This is a genomic window from Paenibacillus uliginis N3/975 (assembly GCF_900177425.1).
Taxonomy (GTDB): Bacteria; Bacillota; Bacilli; order Paenibacillales; family Paenibacillaceae; genus Paenibacillus_AQ; species Paenibacillus_AQ uliginis.
In genome coordinates, this window is sequence record NZ_LT840184.1 from 6,053,155 (window position 1) to 6,074,611 (window position 21,457).

15 protein-coding genes are annotated in these 21,457 nt (G+C 49.8%); 5 read left to right on the forward strand and 10 right to left on the reverse strand.

Annotated elements, in window-relative coordinates; translation table 11 throughout:
- Positions 1–97 precede the first annotated feature (97 nt).
- The 4 genes from B9N86_RS28080 to B9N86_RS28095 are packed head-to-tail and all read right to left on the reverse strand — an operon-like array spanning position 98 to position 7,762.
- Entirely contained in the window at positions 98–1,888 is a 1,791-nt protein-coding gene (locus tag B9N86_RS28080) for an acyl-CoA dehydrogenase family protein (RefSeq protein ID WP_208916409.1), read from the reverse strand.
- Positions 1,889–1,926: 38 nt separating this feature from the next.
- Entirely contained in the window at positions 1,927–3,111 is a 1,185-nt protein-coding gene (locus tag B9N86_RS28085; RefSeq protein ID WP_208920881.1) for an acetyl-CoA C-acyltransferase, read from the reverse strand.
- Positions 3,112–3,143: 32 nt separating this feature from the next.
- Positions 3,144–5,585: a 3-hydroxyacyl-CoA dehydrogenase/enoyl-CoA hydratase family protein gene (locus B9N86_RS28090; RefSeq protein ID WP_208916411.1), complete on the reverse strand. Its 2,442-nt coding sequence runs from the start codon at positions 5,583–5,585 to the stop codon at positions 3,144–3,146.
- Positions 5,582–7,762 carry a (Fe-S)-binding protein gene (locus B9N86_RS28095; RefSeq protein WP_208916413.1) on the reverse strand — a complete coding sequence of 727 codons (2,181 nt, stop codon included), beginning with the start codon at positions 7,760–7,762 and terminating at the stop codon, positions 5,582–5,584. Before B9N86_RS28095 ends, B9N86_RS28090 begins: the two co-directional genes overlap by 4 nt.
- Before the next feature lie 349 nt (positions 7,763–8,111).
- Here B9N86_RS28095 and B9N86_RS28100 point away from each other — a divergent pair, with 349 nt between their 5' ends.
- The 3 genes from B9N86_RS28100 to B9N86_RS28110 all read left to right on the forward strand — a co-directional run bounded on the left by B9N86_RS28100 (position 8,112) and on the right by B9N86_RS28110 (position 10,803).
- Positions 8,112–8,702: a fatty acid metabolism transcriptional regulator FadR gene (locus tag B9N86_RS28100; protein WP_208916415.1), complete on the forward strand. Its 591-nt coding sequence runs from the start codon at positions 8,112–8,114 to the stop codon at positions 8,700–8,702.
- Between the two features lie 72 nt (positions 8,703–8,774).
- Complete coding sequence (locus B9N86_RS28105; RefSeq protein WP_208916417.1) at positions 8,775–9,542, forward strand: electron transfer flavoprotein subunit beta/FixA family protein; 768 nt, start codon at positions 8,775–8,777, stop codon at positions 9,540–9,542.
- A gap of 283 nt (positions 9,543–9,825) precedes the next feature.
- Positions 9,826–10,803, forward strand: coding sequence for an electron transfer flavoprotein subunit alpha/FixB family protein (locus B9N86_RS28110; RefSeq protein WP_208916419.1), 978 nt, complete (start codon positions 9,826–9,828; stop codon positions 10,801–10,803).
- A 384-nt stretch (positions 10,804–11,187) separates the two neighbouring features.
- Here B9N86_RS28110 and B9N86_RS28115 read toward each other — a convergent pair whose 3' ends face one another.
- Positions 11,188–13,065 carry a M56 family metallopeptidase gene (locus tag B9N86_RS28115; RefSeq protein WP_208916421.1) on the reverse strand — a complete coding sequence of 626 codons (1,878 nt, stop codon included), beginning with the start codon at positions 13,063–13,065 and terminating at the stop codon, positions 11,188–11,190.
- On the reverse strand, positions 13,058–13,429 hold the full coding sequence (locus B9N86_RS28120) for a BlaI/MecI/CopY family transcriptional regulator (RefSeq protein ID WP_208916423.1): 372 nt from the start codon (positions 13,427–13,429) through the stop codon (positions 13,058–13,060). Before B9N86_RS28120 ends, B9N86_RS28115 begins: the two co-directional genes overlap by 8 nt.
- Positions 13,430–14,064: 635 nt before the next feature.
- On the opposite strand from B9N86_RS28120, the gene B9N86_RS28125 reads away from it, so the two are divergent.
- On the forward strand, positions 14,065–14,463 hold the full coding sequence (locus B9N86_RS28125) for a hypothetical protein (RefSeq protein WP_208916426.1): 399 nt from the start codon (positions 14,065–14,067) through the stop codon (positions 14,461–14,463).
- A gap of 70 nt (positions 14,464–14,533) precedes the next feature.
- Positions 14,534–14,752 carry a hypothetical protein gene (locus B9N86_RS28130; protein ID WP_208916428.1) on the forward strand — a complete coding sequence of 73 codons (219 nt, stop codon included), beginning with the start codon at positions 14,534–14,536 and terminating at the stop codon, positions 14,750–14,752.
- Between the two features lie 38 nt (positions 14,753–14,790).
- Here the strand turns inward: B9N86_RS28130 and B9N86_RS28135 are convergent, their stop codons facing one another.
- The 4 genes from B9N86_RS28135 to B9N86_RS30530 form a co-directional block, all read right to left on the reverse strand.
- Positions 14,791–15,420, reverse strand: coding sequence for a methyltransferase domain-containing protein (locus tag B9N86_RS28135; protein WP_244563178.1), 630 nt, complete (start codon positions 15,418–15,420; stop codon positions 14,791–14,793).
- A gap of 427 nt (positions 15,421–15,847) precedes the next feature.
- A complete protein-coding gene (locus tag B9N86_RS28140; RefSeq protein WP_208916432.1) occupies positions 15,848–18,037 on the reverse strand; it encodes a DEAD/DEAH box helicase in 2,190 nt (729 codons plus the stop codon).
- Entirely contained in the window at positions 18,034–19,365 is a 1,332-nt protein-coding gene (locus tag B9N86_RS28145) for an ATP-binding protein (RefSeq protein ID WP_208916434.1), read from the reverse strand. The genes B9N86_RS28140 and B9N86_RS28145 overlap by 4 nt, the downstream gene beginning before the upstream one ends.
- 6 nt (positions 19,366–19,371) lie before the next feature.
- Positions 19,372–21,378, reverse strand: a complete 2,007-nt coding sequence (locus B9N86_RS30530) for a TerB N-terminal domain-containing protein (protein ID WP_244562876.1) — start codon at positions 21,376–21,378, stop codon at positions 19,372–19,374.
- Positions 21,379–21,457: the final 79 nt, after the last annotated feature.

The following is a 21,457-nucleotide window of genomic DNA, read 5'->3' on the forward strand; positions in this document are numbered from 1 at the left end:
CTGTAAAGCTTCCTTCACTCCTACTCCAAGTAGAAACGACTCCGTCGTCCTTATCCAATTTCAAAAAATCTAAAAGGCTCCGGCTTCTTTCGGTCAATTACACCGTGTACCGTTCGTTATTTACCACACGTGCCGCGATGCTCCGCTTGAGAGCCACCGTATCCACTGGGTTCGTACGCGTCAGCTTCTTCAACACCGACATCTGCATACGCAGCATATCACCGGACTCCACCGAAGCGAGCGTTTCCTTGGCCAGTGCTTCAATGCGCTGGAACGCTTCATACGCGAACACCTGCGTCATTTCAATCATACTCACTGCCTTCTCTTCCGAAGTACGGGCAATCTGTTTACGCGTGCGCAGTAATGCACTTTCAAGGGCATAGATGTCGATCATCATGTCGGCCAGATTCGCAAGCGCCTCTTGTTCTTTTTCCAGCTTCGTTCCGAATTTCTGGACGGCAAGACCGCCGGCGAGAAGGAAAATCTTCTTGCTCATATCAAGATAATGCGCTTCTTGCTCAAGTGTTCCTTCAAACGTCTGTCCCGGTACAAGCTGCAGCAGCTCTCCCTGAAGACTTTGAGCTTTTTGCAGCAGAGCAATCTGGCCCTTCATCGCTTTCTTGACGAGTGTACCCGGGATGAGCAGACGGTTGATCTCATTCGTACCTTCAAAAATACGGTTGATACGGGAGTCACGGTAAATCCGCTCAATCTTGTACTCTTGGATATACCCATAACCACCATAGATTTGAACCCCTTCGTCGGCTATAAAATCAAGACCTTCAGAGGCATATACCTTGTTGATCGAGCACTCAATCGCATACTCGGATACAGCTGCTGCCGCCTGGGCACCTGCATCATTGCTGCTGTAATCGATATCCTGCATCGCTTCATCCAACAGTCCTGCCGTGCGGTACACCATGCTTTCCATTACAAAAGAAGTAATGTTCATTTCCGCGAGTTTTTTGCGCATGAGCGGAAAATTGGAAATCGGCGTCTCGAACTGCTTGCGCGTATTCGCATATTTGGCACTCAATTCAATAGACTCTTTCGCCGCACCCACTGTTCCAGCCGCCAGCTTGTAACGTCCAATGTTCAAAATGTTAAACGCGATCCGGTGCCCCTTGCCGATCTCACCCAGCAGGTTCTCCTTCGGCACTTTCACATCCTCGAAGAAGAGCGGACGGGTGGAGGAACCCTTGATGCCCATCTTCTTCTCTTCCGGTCCGAGCGTGAAACCTTCCATTTCCTTTTCTACAATGAACGCGGTAAAATGCTCTCCGTCGATTTTGGCGTATACAATAAAGATATCCGCAAACCCGGCGTTCGTGATATACAATTTCGATCCGTTCAAAATATAATACTCACCGTCGTCAGTCAGACGCGCTGTCGTCTTCGCACTCATGGCGTCAGAACCGGAGGTCGGCTCTGTCAAGCAATAGGCTGCAATTTTGGCTCCTGTCGCAAGATCCGGCAGGTACTTCTGCTTCTGCTCTGTCGTGCCGAAGAGCACGATCGGCAGCGTGCCAATTCCGACATGGGCGCCGAAGGACAGGGCGAATGAGGAACCTTTGGCTAGCGACTCGTTAATAATCGTTGAGCTCACCTTGTCGAGTCCAACGCCGCCAAACTCTTCGGGAACGTCCGCGCCGAGCAGTCCAAGCTCTCCGGCTTTGCGGAGCAGGTCCACCGTCAGCTCATAATCCAGCTTCTCAATATGTTCGTCCTGCGGTACCACTTCACCTTCGATAAAACCACGAACGGTTTCACCAATCATGCGATGCTCTTCAGTAAAATCCTCTGGTGTAAGGATCCGGTCCAGATCCGGGTTATCAATGACAAATCCGCCGCCTACGATTTTCGGTTGTTTTGTTTGGTTCTCGCTCATGCTTTATTTCCCCTTTCACCATTTTGGATTAAGACTGTTTACGCGCTGTGAACTTCGAACACACCAGCTGCTCCCATTCCTCCGCCGATGCACATGCTCACGACACCGTATCCACCGCCGAGGCGAGTCAGCTCTGATACAAGGCTTGTCGTCAGTTTGGCGCCAGTGCAGCCGAGCGGATGGCCTAGAGCAATGGCCCCTCCATTGACGTTGACCTTGTTCTCATCAATTCCAAGTGCGCGAATAATGTGTAAGCACTGGGAAGAGAAAGCTTCATTGATCTCGAACAGGTCCACCTGATCAAGCGTAATGCCTGCCATTTTGAGCGCCTTCGGAATCGCCTCAACCGGGCCGACCCCCATAATTTCCGGTTCTACACCAGCCAAGGCAAAAGAACGGAATGTTGCCAGCGGCTTTAAGCCAAGCTCCTCCGCTTTCTCGCGACTCATCACCGCTACGGCCGCTGCCCCGTCACTCGTCTGTGACGCGTTGCCTGCTGTAACCGTTCCGCCAAGCGCGAAGGCTGGCTTCAACCGGGCAAGACCATCCGGAGAAGTGTCCGGTCGAACACCCTCATCCGTATCAAACACAAACTCCTTGCTCCGGATTTTGCCCTGTTCATCCGATGTCGTCAGCTTCACGCTCACGGGTACGATCTCATCCCGGAACTTACCCTCCCGGATGGCTGCTTCCGCCTTGCGGTGACTGCTAACGGCAAACGCATCCTGATCCTCCCGGTTGATACCGAACCGGCGTGCTACCGCTTCTGCGGTGTGACCCATGCCCATGTATACCTCCGGCATATCCTCTACCAGCCCCGGATGCGGAGCCGGTTTAAAGCCAGTCATCGGCACATGGCTCATGCTTTCCACACCGCCCGCCACGATCACCTCGGCATGGCCGAGCATAATGCGCTCAGCAGCAAAAGCAATCGCTTGAAGCCCGGAGGAGCAAAAACGGTTGACCGTCAATGCCGGAACGGTCACCGGATAGCCCGCATACAGCGAAATAATCCGGGCGACGTTCAGCCCCTGCTCTCCCTCTGGCATGGCACAGCCGAGAATGACATCCTCCACGTCCTCTTTTTTCAATCCCGGTGCACGTTCAATAACAGCTTCCAGTACTGCCTTTCCCAAATCCTCAACCCGAGTCTGGGCAAGACTTCCTTTCTTCGCCCTGCCGACTGCTGTACGCGCAAGGGATACGATAACTGCTTCTCTCATGCCATTCACCTCATTCACCTTTTAATGGTTTATTAGTTGCGAAGCGGCTTGCCTTTCGCAAGCATGTGCTGCATACGCTGCTGTGTCTTCACTTCTCCGAGCAGGCTCAGGAATGCTTCCCGCTCCAGATCAAGCAGATGCTGCTCCGTCACTATCGTTCCGGCCGGCACATCGCCGCCGCTCAAAATATGCGCTAGCTTCTTCGCGATCAGATGATCATGCTCGCTAATATATCCGCTCTGCTTCAGTCCAAGCGCACCCATCTGCAAGACGGCGCGGCCATCGCGGCCAACGACACGGGCACGACCCGGCTGCGGCGGCACATAACCGGCCCGATCCATGGCGAGAACAGCCTGCTTCGCTTCATAAATGCGCTGATCTGGGTTCATGACCACCGTATCGGTGGGTCTTCCATAACCCATGCGGATAGCATCGTGTCCACTCGTAGACGTCTTCGCCATCGCAATCGTCTCGAAAATTTTGTTTATCGCGGGCTGTAGGTCAGACTCAGGATCCGGCTGACTGTCACTGATACGAAGCGCCATCTCCTTACAGCCGCCGCCAGCAGGAATCAATCCGACACCGGTCTCGACGAGTCCAAAATACGTTTCGGATGAGAACACGACGCGGTCTGCCGGTAGACACGCTTCCACGCCGCCGCCCAGCGTCATCCGGTGCGGAGCAGCCACTACTGGCTTCTCCAGACCTTTCAGCTTCATCATGCTGCCCTGGAACAGACGGATGATGTCATCCACCTCATCCCAATCACCGCTCTGGGCTTCCATCAGCATGAGCATCAGATTCGCACCGACACAGAAGTTGCGTCCTTCGTTAGCAACAACCAGTCCCCGGTAATTGGCTCGAACCTCATCCACACTCTGCTGGATCATGACGAGAATATCAGCCCCAATGGCGTTGTTAGGCGAGGTGAACTCGAGGCAGGCTACGCCGTCACCGATATCGATCAGATTTGCGCCTGTATTCGAGCGGATAATCCGGTTCTGCAACTTCAGTGCCTGTAGCGAGATGATCTCCGGTTTCTTCTCGACTTCTTTGTACTCCCCTTTGAAATAATGGAAGAGTCCCCCGTCCTGTTGCTGATAAAACGATTCATGACCAGCAGCAATCCAATCCTTCACCCATGTCGGCACCGTAAGCCCTTCCGCTTCCATGCGCTGTACCGACTTAGACAATCCAATCAAATCCCAAGTCTCAAACGGCCCAAGCTCCCAGTTAAAGCCCCATTTCATCGCATTGTCGATGTCCTCAATTGAATCTGCGATCTCACCAAGCTTCTCAGCTGAATACACCAGCACTTGCTTCATTACATTCCAGGCCAGCTCCGAATAGCGGTCCGGCGTACCGAGAAATGCCTTGATTTTCTTTCTGGAACCTTTGGCTGCCTTGGCTGCTTCTAGGGATGCGGAGCTAATCTTCGCGCCCGGGTTGTACTCCATCGTTGAAAGGTTTAGTGAAAGGATCTTGCTGCCCTGCTCACCCTTCACTTTTTTGTAAAAACCCTGACCACCCTTCTCACCTGTCCAGCCGCGGGTCACAAGCTCATTCATGACCTCAGGTACAGTGAATACATCCTTCTCTGCTCCGTCTGGCACATAGTCATACACATTCCGCGCCACATGCACGAAGGTGTCGATACCTACCAGATCTAGTGTGCGGAAGGTCGCACTCTTCGGACGTCCAAGCACCGGACCGGTCGCTGCATCTACTTCCTCTACCGTATATCCGTTCTCGATCACCTCTTTCAAAGTCACCAGCAGGCCATAAGTGCCGATCCGGTTCGAGATAAAGTTCGGCGTATCTTTCGCCAGCACCACACCCTTACCGAGCCGCTTCTCACAGAACTCAGTCATAAACGCCGTAATCTCGGGGTCCGTATCAAAACCCGGGATAATCTCCAGCAGTTTCATATGACGAGGCGGGTTGAAAAAGTGCGTACCAAGAAAATGACGGCGGAATTCCTCACTGCAATCCTCAGCCATTTCGTTCACAGAAATGCCGGAGGTGTTGGTACTGACAATCGCCCCTTCCTTACGCACACCTTCAATAAGGGATAAAATACTCTTCTTGATCTCCAGCCGTTCGGTTACCACCTCAATGATCCAGTCTACTTCTTTCAGCAGATTCAGGTGATCCTCCGTATTGCCTGGTGTAATCCGCTTGGCAAAATCCGGCGAGTACAGAGGTGCTGTGCTCGCCTTCGGCAGTCCCGCCACCGCTGTAGCTGCCAGCCGGTTTCGAACCTTTGGGTCATCCAGCGTCAGTCCGGCTTTTTCCTCTTCAGGGGTTAAAGATTTCGGGACGATATCGAGCAGCAGACATGGAATCCCTGCATTGGCGAGATGGGCAGCGATGCCCGACCCCATGACCCCGGAGCCGATGACGGCTGCTTTGGATATAGTTCTGCTCGTGGCACCGGAACCGTTTATGGCTTCTTTAGTTATGGTATTGCTCATTGCATAACGACCTCCCGTTCATGGATTTTAGATGGACCAAATACGGATAACTCCAAAATTTCCGCGATATCGCGTGTTTTCACGCTTTCTTCCACTTCTTTTTCCTTCGTTCCGTCTTCCAGCATGGTGAGACAGTACGGGCAGGCTGAGCTGATCATCGTCGGAGACACGGCCAGCGCCTGTTCGGTACGAGCCAGGTTAACCCGCTTACCTTCGTCCTCCTCCATCCACATCCGGCCGCCTCCGGCGCCGCAGCACATTCCGTTCTCACGGGTGCGCTCCATCTCCGTGAGCTTGACACCCGGTATAGCCCGCAGCACGTCACGCGGCTGCTCATAAACGTCGTTGTAACGTCCGAGATAACAGGAATCGTGATACGTAATCGTCTCCGGCACCTCATACGTCGGCGTAAGTCGACCTTCCTTCACGAGCCTATCCAACAGCTCGGTATGGTGCAGCACTTCGGCCTCTAGCCCGAACTCTGGATATTCATTTTTTAACGTGTTGAAGGTGTGCGGACATGCAGTGACGATTTTGCTGACGTTGTATTTCTGAAAAATCTCGATATTCTCATTGCACAGCTGCTGGAACAAGAACTCATTGCCCATACGCCTTGGAGTATCACCCGAGTTCTTTTCCTCATTACCGAGAATAGCGAAGTTCACGCCGGCTTCATTCATCAGGCGCACGAAGGCGCGGGTGATTTTGCGGCTGCGGTTGTCATAGGAGCCCATAGAGCCCACGAAGAACAAATATTCGAACCCCGGATTCTCCTTCACCGTCGGTATTTTCAAGCCGAGACTGCCATCCGGATCGACTTCTGTTACCCATTTGTTGCGATCGCTGCGGCTGATGCCCCAAGGATTTCCTTGGCGCTCGATGTTCATCATCGCCCGCTGTCCTTCCTGCGGCACACTGCCCTGCATAAGCACCAGATGGCGGCGCAGGTCGATGATTTTGTCCACATGCTCATTCGCAACCGGACACTGATCCTCACAATTGCGGCATGTCGTGCACGCCCAAATTTCCTCCTCTGTCATAACCCCGCCGAGCAACTCCACATCCTGGGGGTTAACGCCCTCCACCTGATGCCAGGCCCGCTTCTGGGCCGCCATCGTCGGCCCGATGTCCGTGATCCCTTCACCTCTCCACTCTGCAAGAAGCTCTTCCCCAGCTTCCATCCTATGAATGCCCGGTGAACCGAACACCGCCGCCGGTATCCATGGTGACTTGGAGGTAAGGGCGGCTCCTTTTTCCGTCAGGTGATCCCTCAGCTTTACAATCATATGCATCGGTGAGAGCAGCTTGCCGGTATTGGAGGCAGGACACACATTCGTGCAGCGGCCGCACTCCACACAAGCGTAGAAATCAAGCATTTGCTTCTGGGTGAAATCCTCGATTTTGCCGACGCCGAATTCCTCGGCTTCTTCATCCTCCAGATCCAACTTGCTTAAACGTCCTACCGGTTCTGTTCTGCGCACTAATATGTTGATCGGCGCCGTAATGAGATGGAAGTGCTTCGACTGCGGCACATAGAGCAGGAACGAGAGCAAAATAATGAGATGTATCCACCAGAACGCGAAGTAGGTAACCGTTGCACCGATATGCGGCACCCAGGCGAACAGTGAGGCGATTGCCGACGAGATCGGTGCGAAACCAGACGCCGGCAGCTCTTCCATCACTCTTTCGAAAGCCATCGTCAGCAGTACAGAAGCCATCAGCGAAGTAATGAAAAAAACGACAATGCTCGGCTTCCAGCCTCGTTTCAGCCGCTTCAGCTTCTCGCCGTACCGCCGGTAGGCAGCATAACCAATCGCGAGAAGAATGAGTGTTACCGTAATCTCCTGCATCAGAATGAACGCGTCATGTCCAGGAATCGGCAGGTTGTACCCCGTCAGCCCTTTCCAGATGATGTCGATTGCACCGAACTGTAAAACTATGAACCCGTAAAAAACGATAAAGTGCATAATCCCGCTCTTGCGATCTTTAAACAGCTTGCTCTGACCAAACACCTGAATGAAAAATTGACCCAGGCGCTCCTTCATATCTTTTTTGAGATTGGCTGGCTGTCCCAGACGGATGTACAAATACCGGCGATATACGACAGAGGCGAACATATAAACCGCCCAACCTGTTATACCGACAAAGAGCAGCGCGTTGATTATTTGCCAGATCATCCTCATCAGCCCCTTGTGTTTAAAATCCTCTAATTGCTATCTTCTGCTTCATAAATCCTCATCATTGCCTCATGGAATGCAACTTGAAATGTCAACAGAACTTGTGACAAAAGTGGGACAAGTTATGAAGCGCTTTCATATATAGGACAAAAAATAACGGTCATTCGGCCGACCGAATCAGGGTCCCTCCTCTCTTCTATTTAGGGTGCTGCGGTCAGGCTGCGAACATTTTCATCGATCCTGTAAACACAGCATTGACAATGTTTCTGACGTATTTTATGATGGGAACAATAAATGAATGAGTATTCATTCATAAAATTTAACTGTATTCTAACATCGGGGTGAGCAGATGACAAGTAAAAAAAATGAGAAGTACCAACTTATACTCCAGGGTGCCCTGAAAGTGTTTGCCGAGAATGGCTACCACCGCTCCCAAGTGTCAAAGATCGCTAAAGCAGCCGGCGTAGCCGACGGAACGATCTATTTGTACTTTAAAAGAAAGGAGGATATTCTGATCCGGCTGTTCCAGGAAAAGCTCGGCGAGCTCGTCGGTAAATTTCATGACAGCGTGGAAGGAATCACCGACCCGATCGAAGCACTTCGCACGGTGTGCCACATCCACTTTACCGAGCTGGAGAGCAATCCGGAGCTGGCCTATGTCACGCAGATTGAACTGCGGCAGAGCGATCTGGAACTACGCAAGGAAATTGGCAGCGCACTGAAGCCATATATTGTGCTGATCGAGAATATTCTGAAGCAAGGCGTAGAAGAGAACCGGTTCCGCTCGGACCTAAACATTAAGCTTGTGCGAAACCTCATCTTTGGATCGATGGATGAAGCGGTAACCTCATGGCTGATCTCGGGACGCAAATACCCGTTAAGCGGTCAGGTCGAAGATACGCTGGGCTTTTTTCTGCATGGGATTTCCAGTAAAGAGTAAGTAAATGCAACATTAGCGAAGTGGACAGAGTTGTACGACCATGATTTTCATATTGAAGGGAGAGCTGGACCGATGAAGATTGTAGTGTTGCTCAAGCAGACGTTTGATACCGAGGAAAAAATCACGATTGATAACGGCGCGATTGCCGAGGATGGCGCGAAGTTCGTCATTAATCCGTACGATGAGTATGCTGTTGAGGAAGCAGTAAAGCTGCGTGATGAGCACGGCGGTAGTGTTACCCTCCTCTCCGTTGGCCCGGACCGGACAGCGGAAGCCCTACGGACGGCACTCGCGATGGGCGCAGACGATGCAGTACTCATCTCCGATGAACGAATACCGGATGATGAGTACGCCGTATCCAAAGTACTGTACACCTATTTGTCCAACGAAAATGCCGATCTAATTCTCGGCGGCAACTTCTCAGTCGATCGCGGCTCCAGTCAGGTGGCTGTTCGCTTGGCCGAAATGCTCGGCATTCCGCATACGGGATCCATCACCCGGCTTACGATCAGCGGTGGCAAGGCTGAAGTCCATCGGGACGCCGAGGGTGACCTCGAAGTGCTTGAGCTCCCGCTTCCGGCGCTGTTCACAGCCCAACAAGGCTTGAATGAACCGCGTTACCCTTCGCTTCCGGGCATTATGAAGGCGAAGAAAAAACCTTTTAAAACATTAACTTTGGATGACATCGGCATTTCGGCAGAAGATGTACTGCCGGCAACAAAGCAATCGGAGCTGTCCCTTCCGCCGGAGCGGAGCGCAGGCCGCATTTTGAAAGGTGATCCGGCAGAAGTAGCGCATGAACTGGTATCGCTGCTTCGCTCCGAGTCCAAGGTCATTTAATTGGGACGGCTGTACACATTATTTTTTGTATCCGGTTACATGTCCTAGAAGAAAAACGTCTATCGACATACCTCAAAAGAAGGAAAACCGCACTTAACGGTAGTTTTTCTTGTGAGATAAGGATGCAGTTTACTACGTACTTACTCTGAGTGTATGGCTGAGGGGCCGTCCGTCATACCATCCTCTTGAGGGGATAACACTGAAGGAGCGCTGACCTTGGACAGCAGGATATTTGTTTGATTCATGATGAACTCATTCCTATATTGATCTGGGAGGTAATGTTATGAGCAGAACCATTTTGGTTTACGCCGAAAGCCGTGACGGAAAGCTGCGCCAGGTTGCACTGGAAACGTTGGGTGCCGCCCACATTCTTGCCGGAGACGGTGACAGCATCCGCATCCTGTTAGCAGGATCGAATATTACTGAAGCTACTACCGCCTTAACCCCGTATGGTACCGATACGATATATACCATCGAACATGATGATATGGAAAACTATACTCCTGATGTTTATATGGCAGCGGTTCAGGCAGCCATTGGAGAAGCGCAGCCGGATGTGGTGTTGTTCGGTCACACAGCCATCGGCCGTGATCTGGCCCCGCTGACCGCAGCATCGATGAGTGCCGGACAGATTTCCGATGTAACCGCGATTGAAGTGGAAGACGGTGAAACTTCTTTTACCCGCCCTCTCTATGCCGGTAAAGCGTTCGAAAAGCGTGTGTTCCAATCCGGCCCATGGGTCGTGACCATCCGCCCGAACAATATTCCGGCAGCGGAACCGTCTCCAGACGGCGGTAGCTCAAACATCGTCGACATCGCCTATCCAGCTCCTTTGCTACGCACCATCGTGAAAGATGTAGTCCGCAAAACAACAGGCAAAATCGATCTCGCCGAAGCCAAAATCGTCATCTCCGGCGGTCGCGGCGTCAAGAGTGCCGACGGCTTCAAGCCGCTTGAAGAGCTCGCTGATCTGCTCGGCGGGGCTGTCGGTGCCTCCCGCGGCGCATGTGATGCAGGCTACTGTGATTACGCGCTTCAGATCGGGCAGACTGGCAAAGTTGTTACACCCGAGATCTACATCGCCTGCGGTATCAGCGGTGCGATTCAGCATCTTGCCGGTATGAGCCAATCGCGCGTCATTATCGCGATTAATAAAGATCCGGAGGCACCGATCTTCAAGGTGGCCGACTATGGCATCGTTGGCGACTTGTTCGACATCGTGCCGCTACTGACGGAGGAATTCCGCAAGGTGCTGGTGTAGACATAAGCTTCAATTGATGCATATCTAAACCGCCGTGTTGCACTAACAGCTGTACGGAAGCAAACGCTGTGCGATATGGCTATAGTTTTAAGAAACGCATGCTTGAGCATGCGTTTCTTTTTTCTATTAAAGGCATTCCTTACACAAGCTTCATTTCCATCTATTAATATCCATGTAATACAATGTAACTAACTGAACATGGGAAATAAGGATGTTTTGCAAATGTCATACGCCCCTTATCCTGCATTACAAAAAAATCCTACAACACCTAACAAAGCCCTCAAAACTTTCGTGTGTCGGCCTTAATAGGTAAGGAGGAAAAACAATAAAAAAAGGAGGCATCTCGCCCCCTTTTAGAAATTTTGCCGACTGACGAAATCTTCTTTAATTTGTTGTGCTCACTATCACTTCCTCTTTACCAGCCTTATACGTATAAATTTCTAACTTTGCATGATCTTGTTCCTCTCCACTTGCCACAACTTTAAAGGAATGATTCACTTCATTTTTCCCAGGCGTGTAAATATGCCTACTCCAAGTGAAAGAAGCATTGAAAATTGAATCCACGATTTTGCCAGTCGTCTCATCAATGATCGCCAAGTGAATCTTGGGCATTTTGTCCGACAATTCCTTTATATTGATCGCTAAAGTTTCGCCGTTCTTTATGACAAAGGCAGCACCGAGCTGTACCCCCTGATTTGCTAGAGTTTCTTCCGCCTGATTTATTTGATTTATTTCATTGATATCAGTTTTGGGCAGCTTAGCTTTTCCGTTAAAAATATCTGTTATTTTTATTTTTTTGTCATACGAAGTATACATTTTATGACCAACGATGGCGCCGCTTGTCTTTTGGGATAGTCTATAAGTAAACTGTTTCGGAGTAATAACCTCCTCTATTACATAAACTCCCCGCTTCATAAGCTCTTTGATAAATGCCTGATGATCATACTTATATTTTGGGTCCTGGTAGTCCAAGTCAAAAGTAATTTGATTGACTATCATCTGTTTAATCACTTTATCGTCTATGTAATCCTTCGCGTGTTCACTGAAAGCAACCGTTACCGTATGGCCTTCAATAGACATCGTTTTGTTGATCATGTTCGCAGCTGACTCTTTATCCTGCCAATATTGATGAATTTTATAGTAAGGCTCAGTATGGTTGAAATCATCGATCTTTCGTCCATCAGCATCAATATACAAATTTGTTCTTGTATGCATCGACTTTGTTCCAAGCGCGATTTCCACATTTTCTTCAAACGTTTCGAACGTATTGTAATATGTCTTAATGCCACCGCTATCTTCCATAAGAGGCTTGGATTTCTCAGCAAAAACAACGGAGGATGAGAAGACTGACACAGTTGTAATTAGAACAACAAGGAAGATGCCTAAGACCGTTTTTCCGCTTCCCGTATTTCGTTTCATGATTAGAGAAAACCTCCTGTACAACTGTTTTTTTGGTTGAGCCAGATTGCTGTTCAGAACAGGCGAACTTGAAGCAAAATGTAAAATCATCTCGCTGTATCGTTTCTTCTCAGCAGTTTTCAAGCCTTTCGTTATTTGTTCATCTACGGCGTATTCGCAGGCCTCGCTAATATTAGCTAAAGCAAGATAAGATACCGGATTGAACCAATGCAGGCAGTTGACCAACACCGCCATAAGCTTAATCCAAGCGTCTCTTTGCTTGTAGTGGATCCATTCATGCTGCAGCGCAAGTTTGTAATCCTCTGCATTTATGTTCGCGTTTGGCATTACGATTGTCGGCTTGAAAAATCCAATTAGCATAGGAGAGTGCACATAATCGCTGACTACCACTTTCAGATCTCCTATACGATCGATCGGGGAGGAATGAATCGCTTGCTTTTTAAAGCGAAAGTAAGCGAAAAAATAACGGTACAACATTGCTAAACAACCGACCATCCAGATTCCAAGTATCCACTGATCTACAGACATAATAGAAAAACCTTGGTTTTCAGACGTAGTGCTGGCACTTGCCGTCTGGTCAGGCATTGACGCTCCGATCGCTGCAGTCATCTCTATAACAGCGCTCGTTGAATCTGTTTGCACCTGTTTTTCATAAAAGGAAAACAGCGGCTGATTAATTGACACGTTAAAGTACAGCGGCAAAATAAAAAGCGATAATGCCATCAAACTGGCGTAATAATACCAACGGCCACCATATTTTGATGCCAATTTTGTTCGTAGCAGAATGAATAATGAGCTTGCAACACTACCGGTAAGAGAGGTCATTAACAACCATTTAATCATATCTGTCTGCCTCGCTATTTATAAAGGACCGGAGCTCTTCGATATCCTTCTTTGTCAAATTCTCAGCCTGGAACAATGAGCTAATCAAACTTTTGGCAGAGCCATTATGGATGGAGAATAGGAAGCTCTTTGTTTGCATTTTTCTGTAATCCTCTTCGCTTATAGCTGCCCAATATTCATGAGCATGCGAACGTCCGCGTTTCACGGATTGCAACGCCCCTTTGTCTAGTAACCTACCGGCAAGCGTGAGAACAGTCGTCTTATTTTTTTTGGGAAAATATTCCATGATTTCATTCGTCGTCATCCTTCTTCCACTTTCCCATAGGACTTGCATAATCTCCATTTCGGCTTTTGTGATTTGCATATCAGTAAATCCCCCTTTCTATTCTACATTACGTTTTTTATTCTACATTATGTTTTTTATTCTACAACACGTTGAAACGAAGTGCAAGCCGAAGTCGAGCAAACATTAATTGGTATCATTTTTATGATTTGGTCAACGTCATTCGACAGAGGTGGATGTCTCGAAAGAAACGCTATTGGGTGAGCTAAAATCCGCCATGGCGGAAGAAGAGGATTGATTGAAGCGATTATTGAAAAAATGCAGCGGGAACAGCCGTGTGCACCCATTATAAAAGCTTTAGTGAAGTCGTTGAGTGATTCGTGGACATTTATCAAAATGTACATTGTGAATCATTGTACTTAAATTTGATATCGTGCAATTCGGAAATAAAAGTAAGCCTATGACCCATTTTTACACGTATCTCGGCTGAACATATGAATAAAATCGAGTTCCTTAGCGTGGGTTTTATCCTTAGCGTTGTAAATTCGCGTTTTGCTGGCGGCACCCCATTAAGGAGTATCAACAAAAAATAGACACATGCCAGAGCATAAGTCTATTTTTCTTATTTATATTGCCAGTTCCCTCAACGTAACTTTTATCTGTCTATCCAGGTTATATTAGTTAAATCCTCATGAGGAATGATCGAGGTGATTATAATGAGAAAAATGCTGATTTTCCTCTTGTCCCTGCTGCTTCTGCTCACAGCCTGCTCTGCCCGCTCATCCCAGACTCAGGAGCAGCAGACACAAAACTTCGGCAACCCGACGGCTGAAGAAATACTGAAGAGCAATCCGGATGCCGATCTGCTGCAGCTAAGAAATATCGTGTATATAAAAGCCGAAGACAACAGTTGGGTGCAACAGGAAAATCTAGGCTCACTTCAAGAGGTCGGTGAAGTTCAATCCATATATGACGGCAACAGACCTTTTGAAAATGAAATGTCCACCAAGCTAGCTCCTGGTACCAAAATTTATGAACCTACCCAACATGGCCTGATTATCGTCGCAGTAAACAACGGCATAGAAATCAGATATATAGGTCTGGTTGAGGGGTAACCTGTTCCATAACTTACGTTTTTAGAAGGAAGGGTTTTTTAATATATTGAAGGAAGGGGACGTATCATTAATGGATGGATTTCATAGAGTTGTTGGAGTGGGAGGACTCATTGTATTTTTATTAATACTAGTAGCCAATTACTTAATAGTATATCTTATAGTTAGTAACGCATTGAAAAATTCAGATTTGAAATTAGAAATCAACAATCTAAAGAATGAAATTAAAGATCTAAAAGAATTATTGAATAAACAACCAATAGAAACACTATCGGATAACAAAGATAATTAAAAAATGATCCGGTAATTTTCTACCGGATCACCAAATTTTCACTTCTGCCGGATGCACAGCATGGAATTCGCATTTCTTAGAAACTCATACGGTACGATACGTTCCTCGGTCAGTAATCCCTCTGCTTTCAGCTCAGCCACCAGCTGATCCAGGTGCTCATATCGGGACCCCGTCAAATCTACCAGCGGAAAAATCCGTACCTCACCCGAGGTGACTCGCAGCAATTCATCAATCGTCTTCTTATGAAAGTCATAGTCCAGTCGGTCGCCATACATAAACAGAAAATGCGCTGACAGCACCAGATCAAACTGTTTATCTTCAAACGGGAGCTCCGGTAGCACAGCAGCGATATACCGTTCCGGTCGCTCCCTCATATCTGCCACACAGTCTTGAAGTGCCTGATGGCGATACTTGCTTAAACCCTGCACATCTTTATAGAAGTCCCAGAGATATAGATCCTTTGCTCTTTCCATCGTTTCCATCGCATGCCCGATATCCTGCAGTCCCTTACGCTCCAGATCATCGATTTGGTGATCATACGCAATATCACACGCGGTAATATGCAGTCCCTGCTGTCTGCCCACAGCTGTAAAAGAACAAGCCCCTGCCGGACAATCAAGAATGTTCAGACCGGTGAGTTGATCCAGTTCAAGATCAAACATCCGCATGTACTCTTCAAACGTACGGCCGATGAACACCACCCGCTCCAGCTCCAGCTTGGTTATCTTCACAGGTTCTTGTACCGCTTCATGCTCACATTCATTCGTTTTTGCTACAAAACACTGCTCTTCCTCATTTCTAGCCACTCCACTCTTCTCAACTCTACTCATCTCAAGCTCACCTCAACTATTAATTTGTCACTAAAGCACAAATGTTTTGTGCCTCCCTAAGCTTATGTTACCATATGATGGAAGTCGTGAAAATATATTATCAAGCGGTGGACCGACTCAAAAAAGCTGCCTAGAAATTAGGCAGCTTTGCTCAATTATGCAAATTTGTTAATCGTTGTTCTTGCTAGGTTTTCTCATCTCTTTATCACTGTAAAAATGAAAGCGTAAGACGCTCATGCATACATGTTATGGCATCTTCAGCATACTAACGCTCTTTCAAAACCTCCGCCAGTCCCTCCACATCCAGCCCGTCCACCGCAAATGCGGTCCGGACCAGCTCTGGTGCCACAAACTCATCATACTTACCGAGATATGGGGCTTCATCCAGATCAAGCAGAGTCGCGGAACCAGAGACTTCGCATTGGCTCAGTTCGGACAGAATCTCATCCATCAGATGACTGGCATCGGTCTTTCCTGCCACAACCATGTAATACGGCTCCATCGGCACGATGGAACGAAGTGCCAGCCGGTCAGCCAGATTGTGCTTCAGCAGACGTTCCAGCGTACGAAACTGCTTACTGCCCGCCCACGGCAAAACAAACATGGAGTCGCCTCCTGCCGGAATGACAACGCTCTTCAACAGCCCGCTTTCCCGGGCCAGACGCCGCGCCCGTTCGAGACGGTTCACGGCTCCCGGTGCCAAGTAAGGGTAGAGCGTGCTGTCAGCCAGCACCTCTCGCATTTTGTGGACGACACGGGTGTGTACGTCACCGCCTGCGCCGAGCCAAAGGGTATCAACCTTGCCCTTCGCAGACTTCACATAAAGAGCTTTATGCTTCGTATCCACTTCCTCCACCTTCCATAACTTTCCGGCCAATGAGAAGCAATAGCCTGGCGGAGGTACGGTGGTGATGGAGCCAATCTCCTCGGAGCCGTTATAGACGACATGCTCTTCATCATCCTTAAAGACGGCATAAAAACGGAAGTTGTTCACGATACGCTCACCCGTTAGCCCGATAATAAGCGGCCCTTCGTCCGTACGCTGGATATGGTCGGTCTGCAACAAATAGTTCAGGAAAATTCGGTATTCATCCGGATCAATGCCGCGAAATGCAGGCAGTGTCAGTACCGCACGTGCCAAATCGGCAGGCTCTGCCTCTCCCATGCTCTTCAAAATGCTCATCGTCTGGTGATACAGAAGACCGATCGGTTTTTCTCTCAACGTAAGCGGCTCTACCCATTTGTCCCGCACATACAGCTCGATGACCGCGATAGCCCGCAGCAGAGTCCACGGCATCCGTGCCGGTAGCTGAGCTTCTTCATCCTCTTCTTCCGGACATAGAAACAACATCTCTGATGTCTGTCCCCGCCGTCCCGACCGGCCAAGACGCTGCACAAAGCTGGAGCAGCTATAAGGCGCTCCGAGCTGAATGACGCGTTCCAGTTCCCCAAGGTCAATGCCGAGCTCCAGCGTAAGTGTGGCGGCGGCGACCGCAGGGCCGGGGCCGCTGCGCAGTGCGGCTTCCGTCTCTTCCCGTAGCAAGGCCGAGATGCTGCCATGATGGACGTGAAATACGTCCGGTTGCTGACGCTTCGCGGCAATCCGGCGCAGCTCCAGTGTTGTCAGCTCCGCGTCGGAACGGGAGTTGGTGAAGACGAGTGCTTTTTTCAGATGGGTATGGTCATATACAAAATCATAATAAGCCTTGTGGGCATGCTCCAGCTGCTCGGCCTGCTTCTCGTCCCGGGCATCCGGGAAGGAGAAGTGCTCCACACTCAGCCGCAGCTTCCGGCCGCCTTGAGGAGACACCACCTCGACGGGATACCGAGTCCCGGCTGCAAGCCATCCCGCTGCCGTCTCATAATCACTGAGCGTCGCAGACAATCCAATTCGCCGTGGCGAGCAGGATGCCATCCGTTCGATCCGCGTCAGCTGGCTCAGCACCTGGATACCCCGGTCCGCGCCCATAAAGGCGTGAACCTCGTCGATGATCACATATCGCAGATCCTGAAACAGCGCCGGTATCGCATTCGGTCGGTTCATAAGCAGCCCTTCGAGCGACTCGGGGGTGATCTGGAGAACGCCGGAAGGCTTTTTCATCAACTTCGTCTTCTCGGCTTGGGACACGTCCCCGTGCCAATGCCATACGGGAACTTCCCCCTCCCGCAGCAGCTCGCGGATTCGCTCAAACTGGTCGTTGATCAGCGCCTTTAATGGGCCGATATACAAAATACCGACAGATGAGGAAGGACGCTCATACAGCTCTGTAAGGGCCGGGAAAAATGCTGCTTCCGTCTTACCCGATGCAGTACCTGAAGCGATGAGCAGATGGTTAGGAGTATCAAACAGAACCCGGCACGCGTCGACCTGCGCTTCACGGAGTGTATCCCATTGTTTCCGGTATATATATTCCTGGATGAAGGGCGCAAGCCTGGAGAACGGGTTTGGGCTCATAACTCAAACTCCGCCAGGAAGTCTTCCATATCATCCGGATCTTTGTCCCCAGACTTAGCCGCAGACTGTGCCGTTATTTCACCCAGCAAATCTTCAAACGTCGTTTCCGGATGCTGATGCAGCGTATGCAGGAGGTCCATAAAGTCCCGTACCACCTCACGGGTTGTCAGCAGTTCCTCGGCACCCAATCGACCCACGGCATTTTGCATGAATGCAATCAGCTGATCATCGGTCAAGACGGCTGCATATTGAAAGTGAAGGGCATGGATATCCCGCAGCTTCTGCAAAAGAATAAGGATTTCCTCGTACGACAGCATGTCCAGCTTCAATATCGGTGAGGTATATGTCTTGAGTCCGCTACTGCCATAACGGCCGTCGATCAAACGAGACCGGAGGGCGTCATAGCTGAACAGCCCGCGCCGCTCATCTTCCACGAACTGAGGTGTGCCACCCATAAAGATACCGAGGTGCTCCGCCTTGCCCTGCATCGTATCGTTAAACATCGTCAGGAGCTTCTCGTAATTGCTCTGACGGGATATCGAATTTGTAATTTTGTAAAGGTTAACGCCCTCGTCGATGAAGAGCAGTAGCCCTTTATAGCCTATGGCCGCCGTAAACTCCGACCACAGCTTGATATAGTCATACCAGCTGTCATCGTCAATGATGACACCAACTCCAAGGTCTTTGCGTGCCTCCGTCTTTGTAGCGTATTCCCCGCGCAGCCAGCGGAGAGCAGCCTGCTTGCGGTCATCGTCACCGAGCTTGTAACTGTTCCAATAAGCAGCGAGCACCTTGGCAAAGTCGAACCCGTGCACCAGGTTCTGCATGCTGCTGGTTACCGCGTAAATCCGCAGCTCCACCTGCTCGTTCAATGCGGCGTCACCGGGGCGTAGCCCGGACTCCTGCATGATCTCTTGCTGGATCGCTGCGATCCACTTCTGCAGGATCATCTCGAGCGCCCCACCGTCCGGGCGTGTGCGTGTGGAGAGATGGGTCATCAGCTCGCGATAAGTGGCCAGTCCCTGGCCCTTCGTACCGACAAGCCGCCGCTCCGGTGATAAATCCGCATCGGCTACAACAAAATCCCGATCCATCGCGTAATTGCGAATAATTTGTAGGAGAAAACTTTTGCCGCTGCCGTACCGTCCGGTAATGAGCTTGAAAGCTGCTCCACCTTCCGCAATATTGTCCATATCACGTAGTATGGCTTCCACTTCCGGCTTGCGGCCTACCGCGATATGCTCAAGCCCCACTCTCGGTACAACCCCTGCTGTTAGCGAGTTGACTAGCGCCGTGGTCAGCCTTTTGGGTATTTTCAATTCATTCATCGTTGATCACCTCGTTAATTGATCAAGCATCGCTATATATTCATCCACGAGGGTTTCCCCGTCGATCAACAGATCGCCGATCGTTTCCATCGCGGCATCATTAATTTCATCTATGAGCAGTGCAGGCATCGAACCAGCCCGTTCAGCTACCGCTTGAAGCATAGCCAGATCAGGGCCGACCTTTAGAGCGTACAGTGCTTCCAGATGTGCTGGTGTCAACTGTTCAGCCAGAACGCGCCATTCACTATCCAGATTCTTTGTGTCCCAGTTTATGGATACATCGGGTAGAGTCGCTGTCGCTGCTAACGGTTCATTAGCCTTACGCTGTTGCGAAGCTAAATGATCGCTAACTGCCTGGGCAGATGCCTGTTCCTCCGCCTCTTCATTTCCAATGCACGCGAGATGGTCTACAAACTCAGTATCCACAACCAGTACTTCCTCCGTGAACAACCCCTTCTTCTCATTCACCGACATCATCGTTGGTGGCTCCAAGATCGAATCATCTGCGACCCTGTCCATTTCAAATATATCCATCTGAATCGGAACATTTCGGGTGTACGACTCTTTTCTCGACGTAGTTCCTAGAATAGGTTCTGAATTCTCTGGCCCATCCACCAGCAGCATATCGCGGACATCGTCCGATTCCTGCTGGATTCGCAGCAGCTTCGCACGGTCAATCTGAACCTCCGGCTGTGCCATCTTCCCTGTCGAATCATTCCCTGTTGGATGAATCTCCTTTTTCAAAAAGCGTGCCACCAGCTTTTCAATCTCAGGATCCACCTCGATTCCACGCAATCTTCCCTTAAACCCGCGCAGCTCCCGCAGCTTATTCTCCATCATCCGGATCAGGTTCGTAATGTAATGACGAAGCGGAGCATGTCCACTGATTGGCAGTGTCATAACCGAAGCCGTACGACCATAAATATCATAATCATATACAGCGCTGCGGAATATATATCTTTCTTGCATCCGCTCGCGGGGCTTAAATATGTCAATGAGACGCTGGCCTTTTGTTTTTCCAAGGTAGGCATCCACAAGAGCGACCACTTTAGGGCCGTAAGTCTTCATGTCCTTACGTCCGCCTTCCTGGTAAAATCGGCTCTTGTTCGGTTCATAGTCCATCAAGTCATTGAGCAAATCCCAGTTCAGCGTAAGCGGCTGGGCGGTAAACCTGCGCAACCACTCCAGCTCCTTCAGCTCACTGGACAAGCTGCGCGGAATACGATTGTAGGTTTCCATTACCGGCATATCCAGCCCATGAATTAACGAAAAATCAAACAGCCACTCCTTCGCATAAGTATCTAGCTTAGGAAATCGCTGCCGATAGGCATTCCACACACTGTCAAGCAGCTGCCAGCCCTGAGCCGGGTTGCTCCAGCCGATCCCGTTGATCAGCTCATACATATATAAAAACAAATAGGATAAGTCCGTATCCGGATAACGGCCCGACCTCACCTCTTCCCGCCAATAGAAGTACCATTTATATTGAGCGGACGACATATTATCGTAGGTAGGCCAATAACTTTTGAAGGGTACAAAAGGATGCTCCGGCTCCACATGCCATGCCAGTTCGCGGGCTCGTATTACAAATTGCTGTTCCCGTGAGTAATAGCGAACACCCTCGCTTGAAGGGATTTCTGTCGAGGGCGGGGATGCATGGGTGACTGCAGCGGTGATGACTGATTGCAGCGGAATATCTACCATATGCAAACGATCCTTATCACCTGAAGGGGATGACTCCGCCTGACTTGAAATCTCTGGTCCATCTGAATCTTTCTCATCCCAAAAGTTTAGATCATCCATCGAAAGCTCGGCTCCTGCACGACCTTCCTGCAGACCACCGAGGTTTCGATTCTGCCGACCTTCAACTGTCCTCGGTTTTCTCGCCGGAATCAGAGTATCCCTCTCTTCGCCGCCCAGTTCAAATTCAGCAAACCGGATGTCGTTGTTACGCACGATGGTATGCCGGACGTTATCTATGTTAATTTCATCTTTTTTCCTGAAATGTTCCATTGATTTGTACCTCCATCACTCCACCAATTATACCATTCACGTCCATTTATAAGGCCGCTCTTTTACAAGTTGTTATCCG